Origin of the sequence: Roseobacter sp. N2S (assembly GCF_031454055.1) — a bacterium.
Classification (GTDB): Bacteria; Pseudomonadota; Alphaproteobacteria; order Rhodobacterales; family Rhodobacteraceae; genus Amylibacter.
On the sequence record NZ_JAVDQB010000017.1, the window covers coordinates 15,969 to 39,105 of the forward strand.

The 23,137-nt window shown below is 57.2% G+C and carries 19 protein-coding genes; 11 read left to right on the plus strand and 8 right to left on the minus strand.

Features of this window, described 5'->3' with window-relative positions:
* Window positions 1-28 precede the first annotated feature (28 nt).
* The 8 genes from GGE09_RS22495 (at window position 29) to GGE09_RS22530 (ending at window position 9,651) form a co-directional block, all read left to right on the plus strand.
* Complete coding sequence (locus tag GGE09_RS22495; RefSeq protein WP_309748301.1) at window positions 29-1,102, plus strand: hypothetical protein; 1,074 nt, start codon at window positions 29-31, stop codon at window positions 1,100-1,102.
* 51 nt (window positions 1,103-1,153) lie between these two features.
* Complete coding sequence (locus GGE09_RS22500) at window positions 1,154-2,110, plus strand: GDP-L-fucose synthase (protein WP_309748302.1); 957 nt, start codon at window positions 1,154-1,156, stop codon at window positions 2,108-2,110.
* A 51-nt stretch (window positions 2,111-2,161) separates the two neighbouring features.
* Window positions 2,162-3,592: a mannose-1-phosphate guanylyltransferase/mannose-6-phosphate isomerase gene (locus GGE09_RS22505; RefSeq protein ID WP_309748303.1), complete on the plus strand. Its 1,431-nt coding sequence runs from the start codon at window positions 2,162-2,164 to the stop codon at window positions 3,590-3,592.
* 123 nt (window positions 3,593-3,715) lie between these two features.
* Window positions 3,716-4,252: a hypothetical protein gene (locus GGE09_RS22510; RefSeq protein WP_309748304.1), complete on the plus strand. Its 537-nt coding sequence runs from the start codon at window positions 3,716-3,718 to the stop codon at window positions 4,250-4,252.
* Entirely contained in the window at window positions 4,249-5,217 is a 969-nt protein-coding gene (locus tag GGE09_RS22515; protein ID WP_309748305.1) for a glycosyltransferase family 2 protein, read from the plus strand. The genes GGE09_RS22510 and GGE09_RS22515 overlap by 4 nt, the downstream gene beginning before the upstream one ends.
* Window positions 5,214-6,341: a glycosyltransferase gene (locus tag GGE09_RS22520; RefSeq protein WP_309748306.1), complete on the plus strand. Its 1,128-nt coding sequence runs from the start codon at window positions 5,214-5,216 to the stop codon at window positions 6,339-6,341. The genes GGE09_RS22515 and GGE09_RS22520 overlap by 4 nt, the downstream gene beginning before the upstream one ends.
* Window positions 6,342-6,453: 112 nt before the next feature.
* The gene (locus GGE09_RS22525) at window positions 6,454-8,781 is read left to right on the plus strand and encodes a glycosyltransferase family A protein (RefSeq protein ID WP_309748307.1); all 2,328 of its coding nucleotides are present in this window, start codon (window positions 6,454-6,456) and stop codon (window positions 8,779-8,781) included.
* Entirely contained in the window at window positions 8,782-9,651 is an 870-nt protein-coding gene (locus GGE09_RS22530) for an ATP-grasp fold amidoligase family protein (protein WP_309748308.1), read from the plus strand.
* Window positions 9,652-9,724: 73 nt separating this feature from the next.
* Here GGE09_RS22530 and GGE09_RS22535 read toward each other — a convergent pair whose 3' ends face one another.
* The 8 genes from GGE09_RS22535 to GGE09_RS22570 all read right to left on the minus strand — a co-directional run bounded on the left by GGE09_RS22535 (window position 9,725) and on the right by GGE09_RS22570 (window position 19,184).
* Window positions 9,725-10,924 (minus strand): hypothetical protein, encoded by a 1,200-nt coding sequence (locus GGE09_RS22535; protein ID WP_309748309.1) that lies wholly within the window; start codon window positions 10,922-10,924, stop codon window positions 9,725-9,727.
* Window positions 10,925-10,939: 15 nt separating this feature from the next.
* Window positions 10,940-11,788 carry a hypothetical protein gene (locus tag GGE09_RS22540; protein WP_309748310.1) on the minus strand — a complete coding sequence of 283 codons (849 nt, stop codon included), beginning with the start codon at window positions 11,786-11,788 and terminating at the stop codon, window positions 10,940-10,942.
* Between the two features lie 76 nt (window positions 11,789-11,864).
* On the minus strand, window positions 11,865-12,887 hold the full coding sequence (gene galE / locus GGE09_RS22545; RefSeq protein WP_309748311.1) for a UDP-glucose 4-epimerase GalE: 1,023 nt from the start codon (window positions 12,885-12,887) through the stop codon (window positions 11,865-11,867).
* 123 nt (window positions 12,888-13,010) lie between these two features.
* Complete coding sequence (locus GGE09_RS22550) at window positions 13,011-13,685, minus strand: sugar transferase (RefSeq protein ID WP_309748312.1); 675 nt, start codon at window positions 13,683-13,685, stop codon at window positions 13,011-13,013.
* Between the two features lie 284 nt (window positions 13,686-13,969).
* A complete protein-coding gene (locus GGE09_RS22555) occupies window positions 13,970-15,229 on the minus strand; it encodes a type II secretion system F family protein (RefSeq protein ID WP_309748313.1) in 1,260 nt (419 codons plus the stop codon).
* Window positions 15,226-16,680 carry an ATPase, T2SS/T4P/T4SS family gene (locus GGE09_RS22560; protein WP_309748314.1) on the minus strand — a complete coding sequence of 485 codons (1,455 nt, stop codon included), beginning with the start codon at window positions 16,678-16,680 and terminating at the stop codon, window positions 15,226-15,228. The genes GGE09_RS22555 and GGE09_RS22560 overlap by 4 nt, the downstream gene beginning before the upstream one ends.
* A gap of 9 nt (window positions 16,681-16,689) precedes the next feature.
* On the minus strand, window positions 16,690-18,627 hold the full coding sequence (gspD, locus tag GGE09_RS22565; protein ID WP_309748315.1) for a type II secretion system secretin GspD: 1,938 nt from the start codon (window positions 18,625-18,627) through the stop codon (window positions 16,690-16,692).
* 179 nt (window positions 18,628-18,806) lie between these two features.
* A complete protein-coding gene (locus GGE09_RS22570; RefSeq protein WP_309748316.1) occupies window positions 18,807-19,184 on the minus strand; it encodes a hypothetical protein in 378 nt (125 codons plus the stop codon).
* A gap of 199 nt (window positions 19,185-19,383) precedes the next feature.
* On the opposite strand from GGE09_RS22570, the gene GGE09_RS22575 reads away from it, so the two are divergent.
* From GGE09_RS22575 to GGE09_RS22585, 3 genes are all read left to right on the plus strand, one after another.
* Complete coding sequence (locus GGE09_RS22575) at window positions 19,384-19,947, plus strand: hypothetical protein (protein WP_309748317.1); 564 nt, start codon at window positions 19,384-19,386, stop codon at window positions 19,945-19,947.
* A 390-nt stretch (window positions 19,948-20,337) separates the two neighbouring features.
* Window positions 20,338-22,866, plus strand: a complete 2,529-nt coding sequence (locus tag GGE09_RS22580) for a 6-hydroxymethylpterin diphosphokinase MptE-like protein (protein ID WP_309748318.1) — start codon at window positions 20,338-20,340, stop codon at window positions 22,864-22,866.
* Between the two features lie 16 nt (window positions 22,867-22,882).
* On the plus strand, window positions 22,883-23,125 hold the full coding sequence (locus tag GGE09_RS22585) for a hypothetical protein (RefSeq protein WP_309748319.1): 243 nt from the start codon (window positions 22,883-22,885) through the stop codon (window positions 23,123-23,125).
* Window positions 23,126-23,137 lie beyond the last annotated feature (12 nt).

Here is a 23,137-nt window from a genome sequence, read left to right on the forward strand (position 1 = left end):
CCAAAGAGGCTAATTAGGGACAACAATAATGCACCTTTCTGTTTTGCTTGCTGGAACATCGAATTCGGTTCTAAACCAAGGTTTTTCTTGGGCTTTTGAACATCATTCAAGTATCAAATTTGTAAATGCCTCGCTTGGCTCTAGCTGCAGTGCGAACGCTGCATGGGTTGTAGCAACTAAAGATATCGAAAATTTTGACTTTGTGATTATTGATTTAACGAACAATGATGAACATCAATATACACACGGGCACACATCAGTTGACCGAGTTTTAAATAGTATTTTTACTTTGGTTGAGATGTGCGCAGAAAAAAATGTCATTCCAGTGGTCGTCAGTTTTCCGAGAGTTCTGTATTTTGAAGCTAAAAGGCCGATTCATGACGCGGTACTCAGTGCCTGCAGGCGGTTAGGTATTGCCACGTTTGATATGTATTCGGTTATTGAACGAGCATTCAGATGCTCCGTTTATCCTGTTGCTATAGATACATACTTTATGGACGAAGCACATCTTAAGCCCGTAATCTCGAGATTCCTCGGATATAAATTGATAACGATACTTAATGAAATCAAGGCATCAGGTAAGGTCTCATCTGAGAATGTGGCACAATCTTTCCGCAGAATAATATATAATGATTTCTCCAATATTGCTGGTAGTGAGGGACTGGTTCGTGAAAGCAGGATAGTTGCACAAAAATTTTCACTTCTACTTCTTGATAGAATGTATGTTTCTCCAATTAATACAGCTGGCGATATTGTAGCCCTACACTCAAATGCAGCTGAATCTTGTGCAGGTATTTATATAGATGGGAAACGCGCTATGGGCCCGAACCCTGAAAGCTTAGGAGAGAAAAGGTGGAAACTTCTTTCCGTTATTAGGCCTTTGCCGAACCCAATTTCAGCCTCAGAGAGTGTTGGAATACATATAGACGACGAGAAGAGTCTTGGTGAGGAATGTAAATATGAGATCGCTGGCATCGTTGTACAGTCAAATACAATTACAGAGGCTCTCAAAGTCAGCTCAACCCCGTTATCCAACATGGAAATTTCGAATAGATTTTCCTTTGATATCTTAAACGAACTGAATGTAATTGCTGCCGGTTGATGCGAGCTAGACTCAATCAACATGGTTTGGAAGCTTACTAGGACAAACCCCATGAAAATATACATCGCAGGGCATCGGGGGATGGTGGGCAGTGCCATTCTGCGCCAACTTCAGGCGCAGGGGGGGCATGATCTGGTTACGCGCACCAGTTCGGAACTGGATCTGACCAATCAGGCGGCTGTGCAGGCGTTCATGGCAGCCGAAAAGCCCGATCAGGTTATTCTGGCGGCGGCCAAGGTGGGGGGCATCATTGCCAATAACACCTATCCGGCCGAATTCATTTACCAGAACCTGATGATCGAATGTAACGTGATCCACAGCGCCTATAAAGCAGGGGTGCACAAGCTGTTGCAACTGGGCTCCAGCTGTATTTACCCGCGTCTGGCTGACCAGCCCATGCAGGAAAATGCGCTGCTGACCGGCACGCTGGAACCCACCAATGAACCCTATGCCATCGCGAAAATCGCAGGGATCAAGCTGTGCGAAAGCTATAACCGGCAATATGGCACGGATTACCGCTCGGTGATGCCGACAAATCTGTACGGGCCGGGCGATAACTTTCACCCCGAAAATTCCCATGTGGTGCCCGCCCTGATCCGCCGCTTTCACGAAGCGACCCAAGCCAACACACCCGAGGTGGTGATCTGGGGCACCGGCAGCCCGATGCGGGAATTCCTGCATGTGGATGACATGGCCAAGGCCAGCCTGTTTGTGATGGGGCTGGATGATGCCACCTATAAGGCCAACACCGACCCGATGCTGAGCCACATCAACGTGGGCACGGGCAGTGATGTCACCATCGGCGAACTGGCCCATTTGGTGGCAGAGGTGACGGGCTTTCAAGGCACCGTCAGTTTTGACACCAGCAAGCCGGACGGCGCGCCGCGCAAGCTGATGGATGTGTCCCGCCTGAAAGACATGGGCTGGAGCGCGCAAATCGGCCTGAAACAAGGCTTGCAAGATGCCTATCAGTGGTATCTGGACAACCGCGATACCCTGCGGGGATAATTTGATTTGGGTCGGCCCTGCAGGGCGCGGATCGTTAAGGAGATTTTAGCAATGGCATCTACAATCCATCCCGTTCTTCTGGCAGGCGGGTCCGGCACACGGCTCTGGCCGCTGTCACGCAAATCCTATCCCAAACAGTTTTCACCACTTCTGGGGGATGAAAGCCTGTTCCAGGCCTCGGCCAAGCGGCTGTCAGGGGCGGATTATGCCGCGCCTATGGTGCTGACCAATGATGCCTTCCGCTTTATTGTGACCGAGCAACTGTCAAATATCGGCATTGAACCTGCCAGCATTCTGATCGAACCCGAAGGGCGCAACACCGCCCCCGCCGTGCTGGCCGCCGCCCTGTATCTGGCGCAAAGCGATCCGGATGCGCTGATGCTGGTGGCCCCCTCCGATCATGTGATCCCCGATGTGGCGGCTTTTAACGGCGCTGTCGGGGCTGCCACACAGGCCGCACTGGCGGGGGATCTGGTCACCTTTGGCATCACCCCGTCGCGCCCTGAAACCGGCTATGGTTATCTGGAACTGGAAGCGGCCCCGAAAACCGGCGAACCGCGCCCTGTCAAGCTGACCCGTTTTGTGGAAAAACCCGATGCAGAGCGGGCGTTGCAAATGCTGGCGGCGGGGAATTACCTGTGGAATGCGGGGATTTTCCTGTTCTCCGTCAAAACCATCCTTGCCGCCTTTGAAGCCCATGCGCCAAGCCTGATGCCCCCTGCCCGCGCCGCCGTAAAAGAGGCCCAGATTGATCTGGGCTTTACCCGCCTTGCCGCCGCCCCTTGGGCGCAGGCCGAAGATATTTCTATTGATTATGCGGTGATGGAAAAGGCGCAAAACCTGTCTGTGGTGCCCTATGCCAGCGGCTGGTCCGATCTGGGGGGCTGGGATGCGGTCTGGCTGGAAAGCGGGCCGGATGAAAACGGCGTGGCCACCAATGGCGCGGCCACGGCGATTGACTGTAAGGACACCTTCTTACGCTCTGAATCCGATGAACAAAAGATCGTTGGCCTTGGGCTGAACAATGTGGTGGCTGTGGCCATGCCCGACGCGGTTCTGGTGGCGGATAAATCCCGCGCCCAAGACGTCAAAGTGGTTGTGGCGGCCCTGAAAGCCCAAGGCGCAAAACAGGCCGAAACCTTCCCCCGCGATCACCGCCCCTGGGGTTGGTTTGAAAGCCTTGTTGTGGGCGACCGGTTTCAGGTCAAACGCATTGTGGTGCACCCGGGTGCGGCGCTGTCCCTGCAATCCCATCACCACCGCGCCGAACACTGGATCGTGGTGCAAGGCACTGCCAAAGTCACCGTGGATGACGACGTGAAACTGGTCACGGAAAACCAGTCCGTCTATATCCCCTTGGGCGCGGTCCACCGGATGGAAAACCCGGGCAAAGTGCCGATGGTGTTGATCGAGGTGCAAACCGGCAGTTATCTGGGCGAGGATGATATCATCCGCTATGAGGATGTCTATTCGCGCACCTGATCCCCTGTCTGAAAATGCGGGCGTAAATTGCAGGAGCCTGTGCGATTGCGCCCGTGTCTTTTGTGTGGTTTGCGTGTCTGTGACATGTTCTAATAGCCGAAATACACGAGGAACCCCGCAGAGATGACCAATAATATCCGCCTTGGGCCAGACGCCAATGCCAACCAGATCCTGCGGGTTCTTCAGGCCGAAAACCCGACAGGTGACATCATCTGTGATGCGCCGATTGCACCGGGTGTGCTGTTTTCTTTTGCCCCTGACGCCACCCTGACAGGCAGCCTGCTGGAAGCCCCCGATGCGGTCCTGTCGTTTCGCATCGAAAGCCTGAAAGACAGCCCGTGGCTGGCCCTGCATGTGTCTTTGGGCGGCTTTGATCTGGACGGGTTCGGGGTGATCGGCTTTATCTGCAAAAGCGATGCGCCCTCGGCTGTGGCGATGAAAACCTGCATCAGGTCCGGCACCGAAGCGGGGTTTGTGGACTGCTTTTTTGACAAACAACTGGTGTCTTATGCACAAACCAGCACCCATCTGGATGCGATGGATGTAGAGGGGCGCAAAAACCTGCCCGCACAAGCGCCCTGGCGTGATTTTGTGCTGTTCCTGCCCCCTGATCGCCCGATCGAGGCGACCCTGCGGGATTTGCGCTTTTTCATCGTATGAAGCTCTCGCTTGTCATTCCCGCCTATAACGACCCTGATGGGGTCGGGCAGCTGTTGGCGCAGGTCCGCGACCTTAACCTCTTTGCCGAAGTCATTGTTATTGATGACGCTTCTGATCAGCGCAGCGATCCTGTATCGCTGGGAATTGACCCTGAAACCCTGCCTTTCGCGTTGAAATACCACCGCGTGCGCAAAAATCGCGGCGCGGGATTTGCCCGCAACAAGGGTCTGTCCCTGTGCAGTGGCACCCATGTGCTGTTCTTTGACAGTGACGATCTGTTCACCGCCGATTTCCCCCGTTTGGTGGCCCGCTTACAGGGGCGCAGCTTTGACTTTTGCATCTTTAAACACGTAGACAGCCGCGTGCGCGCCGCAGGGGGCTATGGCCTGTTGCCCAGCGACGAGGACCGCTGGATCGCAGCCGGTGCCATCGGCGCCTTGGGCCCCTTAACCGTTGAGGGCGCACAGACCCTGTGCACCGTGGCGGCCTATCCGTGGAACAAGATTTACGACGTTGATTTCCTGCGCAAAAATACCATCCAATGCACGGAAATTCCGGTTCATAACGACATTGAAATCCACTGGATGGGGTTTTTGCACGCCAAAACCATTCTCTATTCCGATCTGGTCTGCTGCGAACATTTTGTCGCCAAAGGTCGGGACCGTCTGACCAACAAAAAAGGCCGCGAAAGATTCACCGTGACCGAGGCGCTGACCAATGTGCATCTGGCCTTTGATCTGGCGCCGCAGACCCGCCCGTTTATGGTGCCGTTTACCAGCTTTTATGTGGGTCTGTTTGAATGGATACAGGCCCAGTTGGAACCGGATTTACAACTGCCGTTTCGCACCTTGGCGCAGGATTTCCTGCGGACCAATCTGTCACTGGCCCACTTCACCAAAGTGACCAATGCAGACCCTGCGCTGGGGGCGCGGATCAATCAAATCCTGAAAGGACAACGGCTATGAGCGTTTCCTTCATCATCACCAGCTATAACATTGATCCCTATATCGAAAAATGCCTCAGCAGCGTGTTGAAATGCGCCCGTGCAGGGGATCAGATCATCCTTGTGGATGACGGGTCCAAAGACAAAACCCCCGCCCTGATCCGCAAGTTTCTGGCCCGCACAGACCTGCCTACCGATGTGGAACTGGTGCCGGTGTTTCTGGGGGCGAATACCTTTGGCGGCGTGGGGATTGCGGCCAATATCGGCATGGATCACGCCCACCGCGATACGGTGTTTTTTGTGGATGGGGATGACTGGCTGAACCCTGCCACATTCAACACCTGCCGCGATGTGTTTGACGGGCGGGGCGTGGATTTCCTGCTGACCAACTACCTTGAATACGATGAATTGCTGGATGAAACCCGTCCCCCCGCCGATCAGGCCCGCTGGCCGCTGGTACAGGTGGGTCTGTCCGATCTGGCCCGCCGCGATCTGGCCCTGTCGATGATTGCCGTGCCCTGGCGCAAATTCTATCGCCGCGATTTCCTGCGCGCCAACAACCTGCGCTTCCCCGAGGGGGATTTCTTTTTTGAAGACAACCCGTTCCACTGGGCGGTCTGCCGTGCTGCGGGCAGTTTTTCGTTTTACAATCAGGTGATCTGTTATCACCGCGTCAATCGCCCCGGCCAGACCATGGCCTCGACTGGGGCGGAATTGATGGCGTTTTTCACCCATTACGATTTGATCACCGCCGATCTGCCTGCTGATGATACGGGTCTGCAGGTGGGGGCAATGCGCTGGCTGATCAACAATATGTCCTGGCATATGACCCGCCTGCGCCCCTCGGTGCTGAACGCCTACGGGCAGGCGGCAATGCGGCGGATCGGCGGGTTTGAGCAGAGCCTTTGGGAGGATCACATCCTGCCCGAATTCGCCCAAAGCTCGATGATCGACGCGCTGGTGCATTTGCGCGCGGGGGATGTTGCCGGCTTTGTGGCAGGGGCTAAACTGGACGGGATACAGCGCCAGATCACCGCGCTTGGGGCGCAGATATCCGAACAGGGATCGGCCCTGCATCACAGCACCGCCCAGATCGAAATCCTGCGCAATATCCAAGAGTTTGACGCCCTGACCCGCCGCCGCTAAGAGGGAGAGGCGGAATTTACCTTTGCACAAAAACACATTAGGGCTGGGTGCCTGAAAGCGGCCACCGACATGTGCCCTGACCTGCGCCCCATACTGATCTAAGAGACTAAAAATGAATTTCCAGAAAATCCAGCGGGCCTATGCCGATATGCGCCGTATCCTAGAGCTTGCAACCGCGCGCCGTGGCCTGCTCACCGACGGAGAATTAAAAACTCTTTACAGCGCTTTGGAAGCCAGCGGCGAGGCCAATGACTTTGGCGCGGTGATTTACCTTTATGAACGGCTGCTGCATCTAGGGGCAATTCAGGACACCGGTCCCATGTCCCCCGAACGCCAGCGCTTTCATTTCCGCTATATCCGCGCGCTGTTGAAAACCTGCGATTTTGAAACCGGTTTGGCCCATCTGAACAGGGCTTTGACGCAGTTTCCAAACAGTCTGGATCTGTGGACGTTGCAATTGCATTACCTGTGGTTCAATCGCCCCGAAGATCTGGTGGACATGGCCCGCGCAGGCCAGTTTGACAGCCTGCCCAGCACCAGCCTGATTGGTCTCTACGGAGAGGTGTTTATTCTGGCCGGCCAGCATGAGCGCGCCCGTGAACTGGTCAACGGCGCCAATGCCGCAGGCCAGGGCAGCCCCGATCTGTTGTTCCTGCAAATGAACAGCGAAACGGATTCTGCGCGTAAGCTTTCAGCCTTTAACAGCTACCTGACCCAGAACAAATTGCGCCCGCTGGTGTTGCGCGATGCAAACCAGCCCATGGGCATCGACAATCTGATGGCCGCAGACCCCCACGGCGATCAGACCAGCGACGGGCCTTTGGTGACGGTGATCACCACCGCCTATGAATGCGCGGAGTATCTTGAGGTCTCTGCCCGCTCGATCCTGGATCAATCCTACCGCAATATCGAACTGATGCTGGTGGATGATTGCTCAGACGCGGCAACACGGGCCAAAATCGCTGAACTGGCCGCCCAGGATTCCCGCGTGGTGCCGGTTTACCGGTCTGAAAACGGCGGCACTTATATTGCCAAATCCGAGGCGTTTCGCCGTGCCAAAGGTGAATTCACCATTTTTCATGACAGTGATGACTGGGCCCACCCCGATAAAATCCGCAGTGAAGTGAGTGCATTACGGGCCAATCGTGAACTGGTCTGCCTGCATTCCTGCTGGGTGCGGATCAACGAAGAAGCCCATATCCTGATGCAGATGTCGGGCAATTACGGCCATCCTGATCCTGCCGCCACGATGCTGCGCACGCAACCGGTGCTGAACAGTTGCGGCACCTTTGATCCGATCCGCACGGGGGCTGATACGGAATTCAAACGCCGGATGCAGCGCAGTTTCGGGCCGCGCAGCCTGCGCACCGATCGCCGTGTGATGGTGCTCGGGCGGCAACATGGCGGCTCGCTGACCCAAAGCGGGTCGTCTACCATGAAGAACTTTGGCTGGTCGGTGCCCCGCGCGCTATACCGTGCCAGTTGGTTTGATCACTACGCATCCGACAAACACAGCCGCAATTACTGGTCACCGCTTGGGGTACGTAAAATCCCGATCCCCGTGCAGTATGATTTCGACGATCTGCTGAAATACGATACCATGTCCCGTCTGGGGCTGGACCAGAAATTCGAAGACATGATCTTTGTGGTGCGCGGCCAGCCCGCCAAACGGCACATGACCCAGATTCACCGCCTGATCATGGCGCTGCACCACAACGGCTACCGCGTCGGGCTGTGGTTTGAAGACAAGGACTGGGCCTATGGCACATGGCAGGGCAAACACCTGAAACGCATGGGCTATCTACATCATTACCGTACATTGGACAATCTGACCGGCAAAATCTGCCTGCTGCTGGACAGCACCGACACAGGCCTGAGCGCGCAGATTATCGGCCCTGATCAATTGCGCCCTGACGGGGGTACGGATACGGCCCTGTCTGCCGTTGCCCCTGTGCCGTTTGCCCGCTTCCTGATTTCACCCAATTGGGAACAGCATATGGAGCAGTTGCGCGCCATAGAAACCGGCGATCTGCTGGTGTTTTCCCGCCCCGATGTGCCGGGCAGCACCGCGCTGCAAGGCACGGCTTTTGCCTGGGCCACACAGCCCGCCCCCAAAGGCTGGCGCAAACTGTTGGGCAATACACAGGCCAAAGACACGCTGGTTCTGGTCCATGGCGGCTGGAGCGAGGAAGACATGCTGGAAGCTGCCATGCTGGCCCGCCATCTGGGCCGCAGGTTCCTGTTCATTGATATCTTTGCCGAAGCTCTGGCCACCCATGATCTGTCCACGGAACAAGACTTCACCCTGTCTGCCCCGCTGGAACCGGCGGTGGGCACAGGGTTGATCCAGCAGATTGCCGCAGTGATCGCGGCGAACTACAATCCGGATGAACCGCTGAACACCGGATTTGAACTGACTTTACCTGCAGAGGGCCTTTAGATGACCGACACCCCGACCTATTCGCAACTGCTGAAACAGCGCACCCAGATGTGGGCGACAGAGGCCAATAAGACCCGTTTTGATGCTGCCACACAGGCAGAATTCAAACAGTTGATCTACATCAACCGAAAGCATCAAGGCTATGATTTCGCAACCAAATGTGGCGTGCCCTGTGTGCCGCACCAGATTTTTGACCACATTGATGCAGCCCTTGCAGGCCCCCTGCCAGCGCGTTTTGTGATCAAGCCTTTGGGCGGGCATAGTTCCGCAGGCGTCTATCTGATCGAAACCCGTGCGGATGGCAGCCTGTGGTGCCATATGACCAATCAAGCCTTTGACGGGCCGGACGGTCTGGCGGCAGAATATAAGCGGCGGCTGGCCAAAGCGGATAAGTTCAAAATGTCCGCCGAAATCCTACGCGAAGACTATGTGGCGGACAGTCTGGGGTTTGATGTGCCGCTGGATTACAAGGTCTACGGGTTTTACACAGGGGCGGTGATTGTGATGCAGCGTTATGCGCCGATCCACCTGCCCCATGACAATTGGGCCTTTGTGATTTATGATCGCAACGGCACCGATCTGGGGCTTATTCGTTGGAACACGGACACAAACCCCAAAGTAAAACTGTCTTTGCCCGATAATTTTGACGATCTGATCAAAGCCACCGACACCTTGGTGCAACAGGCGCGGGTGTCTTTTGTGCGCACGGATTTATATTCCACGCCAGACGGGGTGGTGTTCGGGGAATTCACCCCCGTGCCCAATGCAGGCAAGGAAAGTTTCACCCCCGAGTATGAAACCATTCTGGGCCGTCACTGGGCAGAAAGCCTCGATGCTTTGGGGCTGTCTTATTTCAAAAAGCCTTTGTGAAACAGATCTTTAGACGACACCAAAGAAACAGGCGTGCGGCCATCAAGGCACTATAGCCCGCAGAAGACGTCATCTATCCCTGCGGTCCTTTGCCAAACTGCGCTGACAGGTCTGCGGCGCGGGTGTGGAGGGTTGCCAGATCGTCAACGTATTTGGGTTGTGGCGCATTGATTGCCAGTTCCGCACCCGCTTGGGCCAGTTTGTCCCGTGCGATGGTTTTGCGTTTTTGTGCGAAATCCAGCGCGGCTTCGGCCAGCAGGGCGCGGGCCCGTTCCAGCCGCAGGCCCTGACGGTAAGACTGCACCACATGGGCCAGTTGCGCGCCGAACAGATCCGTGTCTTCCAGCCGGTAGATATTTGGCACCCCGTCATAATTTGCCCAATCGGGCGTCAGATCACCCGCTTCCAGATCGGGGCGGCGTTTGATCAGCTGGGCGTTGGTCTTGGCGAAACGGTCCTGAACCTCTTGCGCCATGCTGCGCCCGATTTGCAGGCGTTCGTGCACGGGGATATTGCGCAAATCCAGCGCAAAGGTCAGATTGCCCAGCCCCGCCTTATGATCCCCCAGTGCATTGACCAGCCCCATGGTGCGCCAGTCCAGTGCTTCGTTATCATGAGGAATGTCGTTCAACCCGCTGCGATCAACGGCGATTTCATCCGCCAGAAAAGCCGCGATATTGCTGTGGCGCATAAAAGGCACCACCCGCAGATTATCCGCGCCAAACACCTCTTCCCAGCGGGTGACGATCTGGTCGTAGTTGAAATAGGCACTGTTTTCGCTGACCGATTTGCGGGTCAAAGCCTCGGGCGTGACGGGTTTGCCAAGGCGCGCCCGCTGGGAGGCGCCGGACACCAGCAAATCCACCTGCGGGCGCAGATGCAGATAGACGGTGATCTGCTCAAAATGGGGGGTCAGAAATTCATACACACGGCGGATCATCCGCAGGGTGGTGATTTTGGAATGCAGATGTTCATTGGAAATCACCCAAGTGCGCGCATTGGGATGGGCGGCCACTTCGGCGGCGAACTCTGCTTCAAGGGTCTTGCGAAAGGCCGCGTGGTCCTCTTTGGTTTTGATGCCGTTGCGCGCGAAAGCCTCGTCGGGTTTGTCACTGTCGCGCCCGTAAACCATCAGCTTGCGGTGGTTCACATCCCCCAAGGTTTCCGGATAGATCACCCCTTGCTCTGCCAAAGCCACACGGTTGCCCGCAAACCAGCGCTGGCAACTGGTGGTTCCGGTTTTTGTGGTGCCGATGTGCAAAGCAAGTTTCATAAGGGTCTCGTTCTTTTAAAGGGTGTTGCAGTCCAGAAAGGTCAGACTGTCATCTGTTTTTATACGCGCCACATCGGCGGCGTAAAGTGCGGCCAACTGGGGCTTTTCTTCGGGTTTCCACGGCCAATAGGCGGGATGCTCGGCGCTTTTGGGAAAGCGTTTTACCGCGTTGCGCACATCTTTGCGTTCTACCTTGCGGCTTTGGTTGATGTCGCGCAGGGCGCGGATGGATCTATGGGAAAAGCCCAGCCGCTCGGTTTTGCCCAGCAAGGTAAAATCCGCAGGCGCCAGCCCCGTAACATGGGCCAGCAAAGCCCGCTCGTTGCCTTTAAGGGTCTCATATTGATAGACCAGCACGTCTGATCCCTGAAATTCCCCCTGCAAGGCCTTGATCGCGGGATACCACGCCAGATGATCCAGCGGGGTGCGCAGGAATTTGCGGAACACTTTGAACGGGGTGGATTTCAGGGTCTCGCAGTATAGCGACGGCAAATAGCTGGCAAAAGCGCGGATGCCAAAGACGATCAACGGGCGTTCAAACCCCAGATGATCCGCCAGCAAACGGCTGCGCGCAGGGCCGCTGGTATAAAGCCCCTCGGGGCGGCAGACATGTTGCACCAAAGCGGGCAGGTTTTCGTCAAACACCAGATTGGTGCCCGCCCAGTCCTGGCGGTAGACACTCTCGCCCACCTCCATATCGGTGCGCCCGTTCACCAGCGGGCGGGTGTACATCTGGCGAAACGCGTCCAGTTCCACATAATGCACCTGCCCTGCCGCCAAAGCATCTTGGGACAGATCAAGGCTCTTTTGCAAAAAGGTGGTGCCGGTTTTATGGGCCCCAAGCCAGAGAATATTACGTGCCACCGGTCGTGCTCCAGCCGAATGCGTGATGGGATCGTTTTAGGGATGCCAGCGGGTCAGGACAAGGGGGCTGGCGGGGTTAGGTTGTGGGATCAGCCTGCCCGCTTTCGCGCCAACTGTCACGACACATATCAGCCAGATCCAGTTCGGCCTCAAACCCCAGAATATCCCGCGCAAGGGTCACATCCGCATAACAGGTGCCCACATCACCGGGGCGGCGATCGGCCAGTTCATAGGGCACATCGCGCCCGCAGGCGGCGGCGAATTCGCGGATCATATCCAGCACCGAATAGCCCGTCCCCGTGCCAAGGTTCACTGTGTGGCTTTCATTGGTGCGGATCAGCGCATCAAGGGATTGCACATGGCCGCGGCACAGATCGGTGATGTGGATGTAATCGCGCACCCCTGTGCCGTCGGGCGTGTCGTAATCCGTGCCGAAGACCATCAGATGGGGCCGCGTGCCAACGGCCACTTCCAGCAGGCGCGGCATCAGGTTTTCCGGCGGGTTCACCCCTGTTTTCGGGCTTTGATACAACAGCCCCGAGGGATGCACCCCCGCAGGGTTGAAATAGCGCAGGATGCCGATGGTCCAGTCGGGATGGGCCACCTGCATCTGGTTCAACATCAATTCCCCCATCAGCTTGGTCAGCCCATAAGGGTTGGTCGCCCCAAGGGTCGAGGTTTCAGGGATCGGCTGTTGCTCTGCATCCCCGTAGACCGTGGCGGATGACGAAAACACAATCCGCCGCACCCCGTGGGTTTCCATCGCCCCCAACAGGTTGATCAACCCGCCGGTGTTATTGTCAAAATACATCTGCGGCTTGGCCACAGATTCCCCGACCGCCTTTTTGGCAGCGAAATGGATGATGGCTTCAAATTCATGGGCGGCAAACACCGAATCCAGCGCGGCGCGGTCCATCAGATCGCAGTCATGGCAATCCACCTTGCGCCCCGTTAATTGCGCCAGACGCGCAGGGGTATCCTGATCGGCATTTGAAAAATTATCAAGGATCACAGGATGATAGCCCGCTTCATGCAGGGCCACAAAGGTATGGGCGCCAATATAGCCTGCGCCGCCGGTCAAAAGGATTTTCTGTGTCATTGCTGCCTGCCGTGCTGTGAATTCGGGGGGATTGGGAGGATATGGCCTGTAACCCGCTGGAAAGAAAGACCGGTGCCGCGCAGCCCGACCAAAGGGTCGCCCGAACCATCGCCCGTCAAAAGATCAGAGTTTGGTTTTGGTGTTTACGTTGATCAACCGCTGGAACACAAAAACAATGGTGCGCAGGATGATATAGGCCTCAAGGCGAAACCCCGAGCGGCGGATATATTCCAGATCCCATTTCAACTTGCGTGCGGTGCCAACCGTGTCACTGGTATAGCCGTATTTCAACTGGGCCAGTCCGGTGATGCCCGGACGCACCTGTTGGCGGGCGGCATAGCCGGGAATCGCGGCTGTGTATTGTTTGTAGAATTTCACCTGTTCGGGGCGCGGGCCGACCATAGACATCTGGCCCAGCAACACGTTCAGAATTTGGGGCAATTCATCAATCCGCGTGGCCCGCATAAAGCGGCCCAGACGGCGGATACGCTCTTTTTCTTGGGTGGCGAATCGACATTCCTCGTTTTCGCCTTCCATGGTGCGGAATTTATAGATCTGGAACCGCTCGGCATCCCGTCCGACCCGTTCTTGGGAATACATCAAACTGCCACGGTTAAACCGCGGGTTCAGCAGGATCAGGATACAGGCGATTAACACAAACACGGGCAGCAACATCAGGGCAAATCCCAGATCAACCAAGCGTTTGGCAACTTTAAAGCGCAATGTGGCGGAAGACGGGATTTTTTCAACGACCGGACTGGCGTCCAGAAAATCCGTGCTAAATTTCTCAATAGTCAACAAGCACCCTCGCGGTTGTGCATTCGATATTCTTTTCACTGGTCAAATGTATCGTGGCACCTTTTAGTCGGTACTCTTTTACACTTAAACCCCGCTCCAATCTCAATGTCTTATTATTCCTGATTGTGCCGTTTTAGCACAGTCACCTTATCGTCTAAATGTATTGTTTCAACAAACTCTGTGATCTTGCACACATTACAGGAGGTTTTCTGCCGAATCCATCCCTGTTGCCCGATTTCAGTCCTAAAATTTAACAAAATGCCCGCCATACGGGCAGGCTCTGTCTAGCCTGCAACAACCGATTGCAAATCAAAGATCGGCAGCAGGACCGACAGCACAATCACCAGAACCATAGTGCCCACCAGCATCATCAACATCGGATCCAATAGCGCGGTAAAGCGTTTGCGCTCGTTTCCCGCCCATGTTTCCACCAGATGGGCGGCCCGCTCGGACATGCGGGCCAACCGCGATGATGCCTCGCCTGCGTTCACCAACTGGCTGGCCACGGGGGGGATCAGGGTCAGATGGCGCATGGCGCTCGATAGGGTTTCCCCTGATCGCACCGCTTCGCTGACACGGTCGGCCTGGGCGCGGAAACGGGTGATGGTCATCACCTCGGCGGCATGGGTGGTGGCATCCAGAATGGTCTGTTTGCTGGCAATGATCAGCGCCAGCGTGCGCAGATATTGCGCCGCTGCCGACAGCCGCATCAAGCGCCCGAACACCGGAACCCGCAGCAAAACCCCGTGCCAGCCATCGCGAAAGCGGGGGCGGCGCAGGGCCAGACGAAAGCCGATGAAACCGCCAATCGCCCCCAGCACCAACGCCAGCCACCAGGCCTGTATCCAGTCGCTGATCCCCAGCATCACCCGTGTCAGTTGCGGCAACTCGCGCCCTGAAACTTCGAACATGGACACGATTTCAGGCGCCACGTTGATCATCAGGATGGCGCAAACCACAATAGACACCGCCGCCACAAAGGCAGGATAGATCAGCGCGGTGGCAATCTGGGCGCGATCAGACCCTGCGTTTTCCAGATAGGTGGCCAGTTCTTCGAACACCGCCGCCAGATCGCCGGATGTTTCCCCCGCCCGCACCGCGGCAATATAATAGGGCGGCAATCCCATTTCGGCCCGCTCCAGCGCATCCGACAGGGGCAGGCCTTCAAGCACCGAGGCTTTTAATTCCGTTGCAACGGTATTGATCGGCCCTGCCACACCGGATGCCCGCACCGCATCAAGGGCCGCATCACTGGGCAGATCGGCGGTTAACAACACCGCCATCTGGCGGGTGAAAACCGCCCGTAAATCCGCGCTTAAACGGGTGCGTTTGGCCCCGAACAGACCCGCCGCTCCCTTTGCACCAGAGCCTTTATAAGACCCTTTGGCCCCTTTGGCCCGTTTGGAACGACGGGCCGTGATCTGGCTGGCAAACAACCCCTGACCTTTTAACAGGGTCGAGGCATGGGTCTCGCTTTCGGCAATAATCACCCCGTCCTTGCGCTTTCCAGCGGCGGAATAGGCGGTGTATTGATAGGTGTTCATACCGTATCGCCCACCACCCGCAGGGTTTCAGCCACGGTGGTGCGGCCCACAGTCACCGCCTCTAGGCCTTGGCCCAGCAGGGTGAATTTCGGCTCCAGCGACAGGCCCACAAGCTGTTGTTCGGATGCACCTTTGTCGATGGCACTGCGCAGGGCTTCGCCAACGGGGACAATTTCAAAGACCCCCACACGGCCCGAATAGCCGCTGTTGTTACAAGCCTCACAGCCCACCGCATCCCAGACCTGATCGGGGGCGGGAATATCAAAGGCGGCAAATTGTGCGGTTTCCGTGGGGTTCGGGGCGCGGGGCGTTTTGCAGCTTTCACACAGACGGCGCAACAAACGCTGGGCAATCACCCCGCGCAAAGTGGACGCGATCAGAAAATCATCCAGCCCCAGATCCCGCAGCCGCACCACCGCGCCAATCGACCCGTTAGCGTGTAGGGATGAAAACACCAGATGCCCCGTCAGCGCGGCCTGTGCGGCAATACTGGCGGTTTCCGTATCGCGGATTTCCCCCACAAGGATCACATCAGGGTCTTGGCGCAGCGTGGCGCGCAGCCCTGCGGCAAAGGTCATGCCGATATCCGAATTGATCTGGCTCTGGCTGACCCCCGGCAGGTCATATTCAATCGGGTCTTCCACGGTGACGATATTGCGTTCATCCCGATTGGCCAGTTGCAACAAGGAATAAAGCGTCGTGGTCTTGCCCGATCCGGTTGGCCCCGTGGCCAGAATAATCCCGTTGGGCAGGGCAGACAGCCGTTCCAGAATATCAATGTGATGGGGCTTCAGCCCCAAACCATCCAGCGGCATCAATCCGGCAGAGCGATCCAACACCCGCAGCACCACCCGTTCACCGTAATTGCCGGGCAATGTAGACACCCGTGTGTCAATGGCACGGCCCCCCAGACGCAAGGCAATGCGCCCGTCTTGGGGCAGGCGGGTTTCGGCAATATCCAGATTGGCCATGACCTTGAGGCGGGAAATCACGCGGCGCACCGGCACATCATTGCGATCGAGCACAGTTTGCAAAAAACCGTCGATGCGCAGCCGCGCGCGCAGGCCGCCTTCATGGGGTTCCACATGCAAATCAGACGCCCCCGTGGTGACCGCGCGGCGCAACAACTGGTTGACCAACTGGATCACTGGGGCCTCGGTGCTGTCTTCTAACAGATCACGCGGGCCGCCCGCCGTGCTGCCCTCTTCCAGATCGAACAACAGATCATCGCCCCCGTCATCCGACGGGTTGCTTTGATACAGACTTGCCACTGTGCGATCAAAATCTTCTTGGCTTAGCGAAACAGGGGCAACACCGTTTGCCGCCCGCCGTCCCGCCTCGCGCAGACCAAAGACCGATGCTTTGGGCCCATAGATCAGCCGCACCCCGTCCAGCGCCACCTGATGGTCGCGGGCAAAGGAAAACGGCAGGCGGGGCGGGTCAGCAGACATGGGCTGACCCTATTTGAATTCCAGTCGGGATGGCAACGGGGGAAAGGCGCGGGTCTGGGCGATACTATCCACAAAACCCGCATCAAAAGGCTGGTTCAAATCCGCCCCGTCAAAGGGGAAATTCGCCTGCGGGGTGCGGGGATAGCGCCCGTCATCCGGTGGCTGGATCACTTTGCTGGCCTTTTTCGCCTCGCGGGTGACCTCGCGGGTGATGCGGCGGGCCTCATCATCCGAGCCGATCACACGGGGGCGCAGCAACACCAGCAACACACGCTGGTTTTTCGATGCGTTCTTGCCGCGAAACAAGCCGCCAATCACTGGCATATCCCCAAGGCCGGGCACTTTCTGGCTGACCGAACCGGACCCGTCTTCCAGCAGACCACCCAGCATAATCACATTGCCATCGCGCACCAGAACATTGGTGGACAGGGTGCGTTTGGCGGTAATTTCCCCCCCCGCTTGGGACGAGGAATTGGTCAGATTAGACACTTCCTGTTTCACCGCCATCAAGACAGTGTTTTCTGCGGTAATCTGTGGTGTGACCTGCAAGGTCAGCCCCACGTCCTGACGTTCAATGGTCTGGAACGGGGTGGTGGGCACCGCAGAATCCCCGACAGTGGCAAAACTGCCGGTCACAAAGGGCACATTCTGCGCCACAACGATTTCAGCTTCCTGATTGTTCAGGGTCATGATGGACGGGGTCGACAGCAGCTTGGTCGAATTTTTCGACGCCACCGCCGATAAAAACCCGCCAATCCCGTTGTCGCCATTGCGGGTGATGCCGCCAATGGTGCCGCCATTGCCGGGGTCCACCGTGCTGCCCGACAGCGCACCGCTGACCGCTGCGGTCAGGGTCGGGCGGCCTTGCAGGGTGAATTGCACCCCCCCCGCAATGGCATCATCCAGCAACACGCCGAATTGCACCGACAGATCGGAAAAATTCTCCACCGACATTTCAAAGATCACCGCTTCGATCAGCACCTGTTTGGGGCGGCGATCCAACGCGCGCACCGACAGAACAATCGAATGGATCTGGTCTTGGGGGGCGGTGATCAACAGGGTGTTTGATCTGGGCTCGGCCACAATACTGACACTGCCCGTGGCGGCTTCATCGCCGTTTTGCGCCACAAAAGACGCGCGTACCACCTCGGCCAGAGACGCGGCATTGGCATAGTTCAATTCCACCACACGGGTCGCCATAGACCGCTGCGGCTGGTCCAGTTCCACCACAATATCGCGGATACGGTCGCGAAACTGCTGGGGTCCGGCCACCACCAGCGCATTCACGCGGCGATCCGCTGACAGGGATGCGCCCACGGGGGTGACCTCTAACGACTGGATCACCTGTAACAACTCGGCCGCATTGGCATTGCGCATACGGATGGTTTCAATCGGCTGACTGCGCGGCTGGTCCAGCCGTTTCACCAAAGCGGCAATGCGCTGCTGGTTTTCGCGCCGGTCCGACAGGATCAACAGACCCGCGCCCGGCACGGTGGATAAAACCGCCTCTTGGGGCAACAGCGGACGGATCACTTCGGTGACCTCTTCCAAGGGAACGTTTTGCACGGGGATCACGCGGGTTTCATAGCCGCCCCCCGTCAGACCCGCCGATTGCCCGGGCGCCAGTTCGCGGGCGATGCCGATGGGCACAATCCGGTCCGAGCTGACCCCCTGCACAATGGTCAGGCGGTTCAGTTCCAGCACGTTCAGAAAGATTTCATAAATCGCTTCGGGGGGTACTTCATTGGGGGCCAGAACGGTGACGGTGCCGTTGATTTCAGGGTCCAGAATAAAGTTGCGCCCCGTGGTTTGGGACACGATTTCCACAAACCGCTGCAAATCCGCATCGCGCAAATCCAGTGCCACCTGCGCACGCCCCTGCCCTGCGATCATAACCGCACACATCCAAGCGGCCATAAAGACCGTCATCAAACGGGATTTTATCATCGTATCTGTACCACTCGGTTCGCTGCCTGTTCCCCGGTGGTCTGTCTGGGATGCCCGAAAACACCCCCCGCCCCGAGGTTTCCAGACACTATTCGCAGGGACGCCCGAAAAAGCAATGAAATTCCCCGCCCGCACAGGGGTTTGGCCGCGATCTGTTGCAGTTTTGGGCGTGCCTTCGCCTAGTTTTCCTCAAAGGCAATCCGTTGCGGGCCTTGGGGGGTTTCCAGTTCCACCCCCTGTTTGGTGATCCTGGTGACCAGCCCGCCCCCCGGCAGCTCGTCGCCCTCGCGCACCAGATATTCCCCGCCCCCATCTGCCACAATCGCCCAAGCCGCCGTGGCGCTGGCAAACAACCCCGTCAGGGTGTAATTCACATTCACCACAACCTCTTGTTCCACAGGGGCCGTTTCAACCACCACAACATCCGGCACATAGACCCCAAAGGCATCGGGCCAGGGCGGGGTTTCTATCGTATCCGTGTCCACCACAGCCACCTGCTGCTGGTCCAGCGGGGCCAGATCCGCCGCCAAAGGCGCAGGGCTCGCAAACAGCGTCAAGCCGAAATGCCCGACCCCATAGCCCGCAGCTATCGCCAGAAGAAAACCGGTCAGGGCAGCAAGACGTAGGATGGTGTGTCTCCTTTAAGACAATCAAAGACTTATCTCGGGGTGTTCAACCCCTCTTATAGACAGCACAATCTGTCCCCTGCTAGGCTTTTGACAATAATTAAGCCCGAAAAGGGCAGACGAGGTAAAGATGCAGCATTCCCCGAACACGCCGCTTGTTCCCGTGGCGCAGATCAAAACCGCTTCCAAACGCCTGCTGGCCTGTGGCCTTGGCGCCGCCGTCCTGTTTTCGGCGGCCTGTGCGGTGGAACCCTCCTCCAAGGGCAATAATTTCAAAGGCCGCTATCTGGTGGCCCGCGACGCACTGGAAGAAGGCTCTTATAAAAAGGCAATCAGCAGCTACAAAGCCATGATGCCCCAAGCCGGCCCGCTAGAGGCCCGCCTGCGTCTGGAATACGCCCATTCCCTGCTGCGATCTGATAAATTCATCGAAGCGGGCCGCGAAGCCCGCCTTGTAGCCGCCAATCAACAGGGCAATGACCGGCTTGCCGCGCTGGCCGTACAAGGCACCGCCGATCACGAAGCCGCTTTGGCCGCATTGGCCGCAGGGCAGAATGACGCCGCCACCAAAGCCCGCCTCGCCGCCGCAGGATCGGCACTGGATGCGGTGCTTGAAGAACGCAAAATCTTTGATCCCCTTGGCACATTGGCCCAACGCCGCGCCGCGATCAAAACCACATTGGCAGGGCTTTAAGCCGCCAACCCCCCCAAAAAACGCCCCCTCAAACGGAAGTAGCCGGATCATCACTGACCCGGCTACGCCCTGTTGGACTTTTATACGACCCGAACGCAATGGGAGGAGGTATCACGCGCGGCTCTTTTTTGTGCGATCCGAACAGAATGGGAGGAGGTATTCTGCGCAGTCACTTTTTGTAGCCCCACATTGCCGCAGCGCAGCATGGGTGCAAGGAAGTTAACGCACCAAAAACGCAAGAAAATCCATCTGACGGGATTATGTGCATAATTTCAGGGCGTTGACTGGAAATTGGGCAATGACTGCAACAGGCTCCCCCCGCGCAGCCCGCTCCAGAATTTTAACCCCCGTTAATAAATTGCTAAGACTTTAGTTATTCAGTGTCTGTTTATGAACGTATCCTTAAGACACACCCCTCCTTGCGAAGATACTCTGACGGGCTGCACAGACAGCACGCTGCACCGGATCTATCAAGACACGCTGAACCTGCTGCCCTCCAAAGCGCCGATCTATCTGCCCACGGATAAAATCCCGCTGGTGGAACAGATCAAAGGCCTGCGCCATGTGGCGCAGATTTACAGTCAGGATCTGGATGCGATCTATCGCCCCGCCCTGCGCAAATTGCGCGACCAATACAAAGGCAGCAAACGCTGCTTTCTGATCGGCAACGGCCCCAGCCTGAACCAGACCGACCTGAGCGTGCTAAAGGATGAAGTCACCTTTGCGGTCAACGGGTTCTTCCTTAAGATGGAACACTTGGACTGGTCCCCCACATTTTACTGCGTCGAAGACCATCTGGTCGCCGAAGATCGCGCCCCCTGGATCAACCAGCTAAACGGCCCGATCAAACTGTTCCCCGCCTATCTGGGTTATCAATTCCCCCCCGCGCCCGACACGATCTTTTACAACCACCGCCCCCGCATCAGCTATCCCCACGGGTTTGATTTTTCACGGGAGGCGGATAAAATCACCTACACAGGCTGCACGGTCACCTTTTCCCTGATGCAACTGGCCGCCTATCTGGGGTTTGAAGAAATCTACCTGATCGGCGTGGATGCCAGCTATGACATCCCCAAGGATGTGAACACCGGTACAGGGTACGGGGTCGGCGTGCTCGATATGCAATCGGACGATCCCAACCACTTTGATCCTGATTATTTCGGCAAGGGATTCCGCTGGCACGACCCGCAAGTGGATAAAATGGTAGAAGCCTACGCCGAGGCGAAAAAGACCCTGCAGGGCAGCGGCCAGACCATCTATAACGCCACCATAGGCGGCAAGCTGGAGCTGTTTGAACGGCGCGACTTTCACAGCCTGTTCCCGCAGGCCCGTGCGCCAAAAACCGTGGAACAAGACACTAAAACCCGATTGGCACAGCAAAAACGCCAAGAAAAACTGTCAAAACTGCTGGTGATTGATTACATCCCCGCTGGCGGAACCTCGGCCACAGGGCAGATCAAACAAAACCTGCTGCGCGACTGGCCCGATGCCAAACTGTTGCAGATCGCCTCTCCCCAAACGGGTGCCCTGTCTTTGGTGCGGCGCAACGGGGCGGATGGCTTTGCGCAAACCCCCTGCACCAGCGCCGCCGCCCGCCAAGCCATCGCCGAATTCGCCCCTGATGTGATCTTATACCGCCCGCTGCCCGATCGCCCCTGCCTGCATGATTTCGCGCTTTCGGTGATCAAATCCTGCAACACGCCGCTGGTCACCTGGATGATGGATGACTGGCCCGAACGGCTGAAAACCACAGACCCAAAGGCCCATAAACGGTTCACCCGCGATCTGAAAACCCTGTTTTCCCGCGCTGCCCTCAACCTGTCAATCTGCGATGATATGAGCCGCGCCTTTGAAGCCCGCTATAAAACCCCGTTTCACGCCTATGCCAATGGCATCGACCCAGCGCTGTTCAAACCCCGCAAACCCCATACCGACGGGCCGCTACTGATCCGCTATTCGGGCAATCTCGCCCCTGATATGGGCCTGAACAGCCTGCTCTCGGTGGCACAAGCCGTCGAAGAGCTGGCCAGTGACGGACAGGACATCCGCCTTGAAATCAATTCCCGTCCCTATTGGATCACCCAAAGCGGTGCGCGGTTTGACGGTCTGCGCGCCACAGCGCTGACCAGCCATGATCTGCCCTTCGCGGCGTATATAGACTGGCTACAGGGGGCTGACGTGACCCTGATCGCCTATAATTTCGACCCGAAATCAATCGCTTACACCCGCTACAGCATGGGCAACAAACTGCCTGAATGCCTGGCCTCGGGGGCGGCGGTTCTGGTCTATGGTCCCAAAGACATCGCCACGGTGAAACAGGTCGCAAACAAGCGTCTTGGCAGCGTCATCAGCAGCAATCGTAAATCCGGCCTGAAAACCGCGCTGAAACGGCTGTGCGACCCGAAACTGCGGCAGAAACAGGCGGATAAGGCCCGCAAATTCGCCCTGAAACACTATGATCTGACCCAAATCGCCCGCCGTTTTGCCGATCAGATCACCGCCCTGAACCCGCCGCCCGCAACCCCGACGTTGCCCCCGCCGACACCTGTTTTCCCGTCCCTCCAGACAGATCCTGCCCCGCTCTCTCTTACACCTGCACCTCTTGCCCCTGCCACAGACCCGAACCCGATCCCCGAATTACAAGACTACATCCAACTGCGCGAACAGCAGGTGCTGCGCTTGCAAGCCAGCCTTCAAGCCCTTGCCCAGGAACGCAAACTTCAGCGCAGCATCAACCACGACCTGCGCGAAAAAATCAAAACCCAAGACAGGGCACTGGCCCAAATCACCCGCAGAGCCACAGACCAGATTCACGCGCTCCAACAGGACATCACCGCGCTGCATCACTCCACTTCATGGCGGATCACAGCGCCCCTGCGCCGCATCCGCCAGTTCTTTCATTATAAATCAAACCCTTAGCATCAAAGGAATCCCCATGAACCTCGTTTTGCAAAACCAAGCCTCCGGCGTCCCTGTTGGCACTGAAACCGAAGAGTGGCGCATCTTAAGCGCGCGCATCGCCTGGATGTTCTGGCTGACCGACCGGCGGGCCGAATTTCCCGCCAACCCCGAACAGGAAAAAATGCTGTGGGAACAACAGGCCCCCGAATACCGCGCCTATGTGCGCAAGACCCTGCGCGCGCTGGAAACCGAAGGCATCCAGCTGCGCAAAACCTGACCAAAACCGGAG